The following is a 5,042-nucleotide window of genomic DNA, read 5'->3' as shown; positions in this document are numbered from 1 at the left end:
CGCGTTCTGGTAGGTCGCGTTGCCGGCCACGTCGAGCGGGTTGATGTGGAACGCCAGTTGTGCCGTGCGTGGCGCGCTGGTGGCGATGCGGGTGATCAGGATGTTGCCGATCTGGTCGACGATGACGATGCCGACGCTCCATATGGCGACCGGCCCCATCGAACGCAGGCCGATGCCGTGGATGCCGAATTTCGGACGGTATCGCAGGCCGATTTTCGTCAGTGGAATGAACAGCACCAGTGCCTGGAAGGCCACGCCAAGCGTCCAGGCCCCCGCGGTCAGCGCGATCTTCGTCGGCGTCCAGAATTCCAGCGGACGTTCGGTTGCCCTGCCGAACAGCGCGATGAACGTGCCGAAACCGATGCAGCTGATGACGTTCGCGCCGACCGAGCTCCACGCGTAGGTGACGAAATGGTCCTTTGCGGCGAGGATCTGCCCGACCACCGTATACAGGCCGTAGAAGAAGATCTGGGGCATGCACCACAGGGTGAATGATGTGGCGAGGGCCATGGTCTCTGCGCTGCCGTTGACGTACAGTCTGGTCAGCAATGGCGTGGCGATGGCCATGAGCAGCGTCACGCCCAGCAGCATGGTGATGGCGAGGGTGATGAGCTTGTTGAGTTTGGTTTCGGCGTCTTTGGCTTTCAGCGTGCGCACGATCTGCGGTACGAGCACGGCATTGAAGATGCCGCCGGAGACCAAGGTGTAGATGACCTGCGGAATCATCGATCCGGCCTGGTAGGCGTTCGCGGCGTAGCCGGTGGTGCCCAAGGCCCATGCGAGCAGGATGGTGCGGATCTGTCCGGTCACACGCGAAGCGGCGGTGCCGGAGGCCATGATCAGCGAATTACGGCCAACGGAAGAACTCATTCGTCGGGATCCTTCTTACGGTTGAATTGACGCCACAGTCCCACGATTCCCAAAAGAACGGCGAAACCGATGATGATGAAGCCGCTTTTATCGCTGATCTGCAGTGCGCTGGTGATGTGCGTGACTTGCGTTGCGCCGAACGCCGCGCCGTTCCTATCGAACAGGTTGATGGTGGCGTTCGCCGTTCCGGAGGCGACCACACGGATGGTGAACACCACCTGTGCCTCGCCATGCGCGGGCACTTCCACGGTATCGAATCGCGAAGTGACGATCTGCATGGAATCGGAAAGGGAGGAGACCTTCACCTTCACCGGATAGGGATGGCTGTTGCTGATGGTCACCGGCATTTTGGCGGTTTCACTGACCACGTTCACGTTTTCCGTCGGGGTGATAGCCACGCCGTTGATCAGCAGGGATGCGAGCTGCATAGTCCCTTCCGCCATGGTGCTTCTGGATGGGCTCTCGTTCCCTAGCGCATGCAGGGCCATGATGGAGTGCGTTTTCGTGAGCTGCTTGCTCCATTGGGCGAGGCCAGAACGGATGCCGGACGGGGTTTTCTTGTTTGGTTTGGCGAGAATCGACGCGTTGAAGCGTTTGACGTCATTTGACGCGTTCGCCAGTGTGCTCAGCGTCTGCTGGAGAGCGTTGCGCGCTTCGTCGGACAATCCGTCCGATTCGGGGATGACGGTTTCCGTTTCGTCGTCCGCCGTGGTGTCGGTCTGCTTCAGTGTGGCGAGATCGGTGAGGCTCAGCCATGGCGATTGCTCGATGTCTGTCATGAGCCTCTCCACGATGGCCGGATCGGAATCCTCGTCGAGGCAGACCAGCAGATTGCGTTCCGCATACGGCTGTTCCATCTGGTAGAACGCGCTTTGCGCCACGAATCGCGCGAGCCTGCCGGCGTCGCTTCCTTCGCCGTCGGCACCGGCCTCGTCGCTGGTAGCCTTGCCTTGCGCCAAATCGGACAGCACGTTCTGTGCGGACAGGACGGTGACATTGCCCGCATTGGTGGAGACCACCGTCTTGCCGGTCTGTACGGTCGCCTTGTCGTCCTCTTCGAAATCGTGGGTGGCGATGACGGTGTCATATCCCTGCTGCCGTGCCTTCGTCAGCGCCTTCATGGTCCAATTGCCGTTGCCCTGCCATGCGTATCGTGCGGTATCCGCCTGGGAATCGCCCAAGGACGATCGGTATATCCGCAGCGCGCTGTCGGCATTCCATTCCGTGTCGTTGACGCCGGCCGCGGAATACGTGGATTCGTTGCCCAACGCGGAATACGCGGTCATGTCGAACAACGCGGGTTGGGTGATGCCGTCGACTTGGGTCGGCATCGACATCGACTTCAGATAGGTGGGATCGCCCACCACCTGCAACATATCGTGTTTGGCGAAGACCTGTCCCAACGATTTGAGTCGCGTGTCGTCGTCTTTGCCGGGAACGGCGATTTTCGACAGTTTCGCGTCGGTGACTCCGCCTTCGTCGACCAGCTGGCCGAGCAGATTGCTGTCGGTCGTCCATCCGTTGGCTGCGAGCGGCTGCGCGACGGTGATATGCATCGCCGGCGTGTTGGGGGAGTTGAGACCGTCTCCGGTGCGCGTCACGAAGGTGTGCGATCGCGCAAGGGTGGTGCCGCCCGCCGAATATTCCAGCAGCACCGGCTTTGGTCCCCAGGAGTTGATGGTGGCGAGCGATTGCTGGTTCGCGTCGGCGTCGATGTTCACTTTGGCGCTGGTGCCCGGCCGCAGTGAAGGCACGTCGGTTTCCCCTACGGTATTTGGGGTGGAGATGGGGCTGGTTCCTTCCGACCATTCCTGGATGTCATTGCGCGACACGAAGGTATAGAAGGCGTTCATGGCCAGCGTCAGCGTTCCCGCGGGAAGCACCTGGTCGGTGGTGTTGGTCACCGTGGCGCTCAGATGGTATCCGGACGTGTCCGTCAGCACGGCGGTGGAGGAGTCGATGGACACCATCCCGGCTGTCTCGGTCGTCGGATTCCCGGATTCTGTGGCCTGTGCCTCGGGCATGGGCGCGTATAACAACATCAACGCCATGGTCAACACCATGGCGAGGATGGACGATAACGCGCGAAGGTCATGCTGGGCATGCCATTGTGCGGATTGATTCACTGTCACGCCTGTCTGTTGAGTTTCCTTGCGTACAACCATGCTATCTTTCGTTCGTTCGGGTAGCTCAGAACATCGTCCAAATCAGCGAAATCCACCCAAATGGCGTCCTCGGCCTCATGGTCGGGATCGCCTTCGACGGTCAGTTCCCCGCCGATCTGCCGCAACGCGAAGTGGTGCACGAGTTTGTGCACGCGCTGGCTGGTTCCGGTGAACCAGTAGTCGATGGTGGCGATGGAATCGACCACCTCGCCCAGTATGCCGGTTTCCTCATGCACTTCGCGTACGGCCGTCTGCTGCGGCGTCTCGCCTTTTTCGATGTGTCCCTTCGGCAGACACCATTCCAGATGTCCGCTTCGCGAATGACGTGCGATGATCGCCACGCGACCTTTGTCGTCGAACACCAGCCCGCCCGCCGAATATTCGCGTACCACCGGCAATTCCTGCGCGTCGAGCGAGGCGAACGTGGTCGGTCCGTCCGCGCTGCGCCGCCGTGGCATCATCGCCGGCGTCGGAGCGCTTGGCGTGACAATCGTCCGCCGCCGCAGCGACACCGACTGCGATGTGTACAGCAGTTTGTCCGGTTCCAACGGATTTTGGGCATGGTCGTCCGCAGCATCGGCAAGCATGCGTGCAAGATCTGCGGGCGTAATCATGATTCCAACCATACTCAATTCTGTGTGCAGGTGGAGTAACGGTATGCTGGTAAACGGAAACTTGTGGCGCTTGAAAGGGTTGGCGTGAACTTCGAAGTGTGGCCTGAGGCCATTGAATTGGGACGTATGTTTGCCGCGGAAGGCTACGAATTGGCGTTGGTCGGAGGCCCTGTGCGCGACCTGCTGCTTCACCGCAAATCGCATGATCTGGATTTCTGCACTTCGGCGCGTCCCGAGCAGTTTGAGCATATTCTGCGCCGTTTCGGACATGATGGCTTCTGGGATATGGGACGCAAATTCGGCACGCTCGGCGCGATGCGCAGGCGTGAGGACGGCACCGAAGTGAAGGTGGAGGTGACCACCTACCGTTCCGACACGTACGATCCCGATTCGCGCAAGCCGGAGGTCAATTACGGCGACACGCTGGAAGGCGACCTGTCCCGCCGCGATTTCACCGTGAATGCGATGGCGTTGCGTGTGCCGCAACTTGAATTCGTCGATCCTTTCGGCGGTGCGAACGATTTGGCGAAGGGCGTGTTGCGCACGCCCGTCGATCCGAGGCAGTCGTTCGACGACGATCCGCTGCGCATGATGCGCGCCGTGCGTTTCGTGGCGCAGCTTGGCTTCCGTATCGCGCCGGAGACCGCGGAAGCATTGTCCGATATGGTCGACCGCATCGAAATCGTCTCCGCCGAGCGGATACGTGACGAACTGGTCAAAATGCTGCTGTCCGATCGTCCGCGCGCCGGCATCGAGGCGCTGGTCGATTCCGGTCTCGCCGACATCGTCTTCCCGGAAATCCCGGCATTGCAACTGGAGATCGACGAGCATCACCGTCATAAGGACGTGTTCGAACACACCATGATCGTCATCGAACGTGCGGTCGCCCTTGAAACCGGCCCCGACGGTCCGGTCCCGGGCCCGGACCTGACGTTGCGTCTGGCCGCCCTCATGCACGATATCGGCAAGCCGAAGACCCGTCGTTTCGAAGCGGGCGGCAAGGTGAGCTTCCATCGCCACGACGCCGTCGGCGCGAAAATGACCCGCAAGCGTCTGAAGGCCCTGCATTTCGACCATCACATGGTCGAAGACGTCAGCGAGCTGGTCAACCTGCATCTGCGCTTCCATGGCTACGTGGAGGAGCCGTGGACGGATTCCGCGGTACGTCGCTACGTCAAGGACGCGGGCCCGCTCTACGAGCGTCTGAACCGTCTTACGCGCGCCGACACGACCACGCAGAACAAGCGCAAGGCCATGGTGTTCGCCGCCGCCATGGATGAGATGGAGCAGCGTGTGCGCGACCTCAAGAAGAAGGAGGATTTCGACGCGATCCGTCCGGACCTCAACGGCGACGAGATCATGCGGCTGCTTGGCATCGAGCCTGGTCCGATGG

4 protein-coding genes are annotated in these 5,042 nt (G+C 60.9%); 1 reads left to right on the top strand and 3 read right to left on the bottom strand.

Going from position 1 to position 5,042, the window contains the following annotated elements:
• The 3 genes from murJ to ACR0P8_RS08560 all read right to left on the bottom strand — a co-directional run.
• A partial coding sequence (murJ, locus tag ACR0P8_RS08570; protein ID WP_432624671.1) for a murein biosynthesis integral membrane protein MurJ occupies positions 1–870 on the bottom strand: 870 nt, incomplete at its 3' end.
• The gene (locus ACR0P8_RS08565; protein ID WP_432624670.1) at positions 867–3,035 is read right to left on the bottom strand and encodes a DUF6049 family protein; all 2,169 of its coding nucleotides are present in this window, start codon (positions 3,033–3,035) and stop codon (positions 867–869) included. The genes murJ and ACR0P8_RS08565, both read right to left, overlap by 4 nt.
• Positions 2,999–3,649: an NUDIX hydrolase gene (locus ACR0P8_RS08560; RefSeq protein WP_432624669.1), complete on the bottom strand. Its 651-nt coding sequence runs from the start codon at positions 3,647–3,649 to the stop codon at positions 2,999–3,001. Before ACR0P8_RS08560 ends, ACR0P8_RS08565 begins: the two co-directional genes overlap by 37 nt.
• Positions 3,650–3,733: 84 nt before the next feature.
• On the opposite strand from ACR0P8_RS08560, the gene ACR0P8_RS08555 reads away from it, so the two are divergent.
• Positions 3,734–5,042, top strand: a 1,309-nt coding sequence (locus ACR0P8_RS08555) for a CCA tRNA nucleotidyltransferase (RefSeq protein ID WP_432624668.1), incomplete at its 3' end; no start/stop codon positions are given.

The sequence above is a fragment of the Bifidobacterium sp. genome (assembly GCF_050874245.1).
In the GTDB taxonomy this organism is placed as follows: Bacteria; Actinomycetota; Actinomycetes; order Actinomycetales; family Bifidobacteriaceae; genus Bifidobacterium.
This window is presented reverse-complemented; position numbering and strand designations above follow the sequence as displayed.

Excerpts from the sequence above, each read along its gene's own strand:
- ACR0P8_RS08565 (WP_432624670.1), bottom strand. The coding sequence starts at position 3,035 with ATGGTTGTACGCAAGGAAACTCAACAGACAGGCGTGACAGTGAATCAA.
- ACR0P8_RS08560 (WP_432624669.1), bottom strand. The coding sequence starts at position 3,649 with ATGATTACGCCCGCAGATCTTGCACGCATGCTTGCCGATGCTGCGGAC.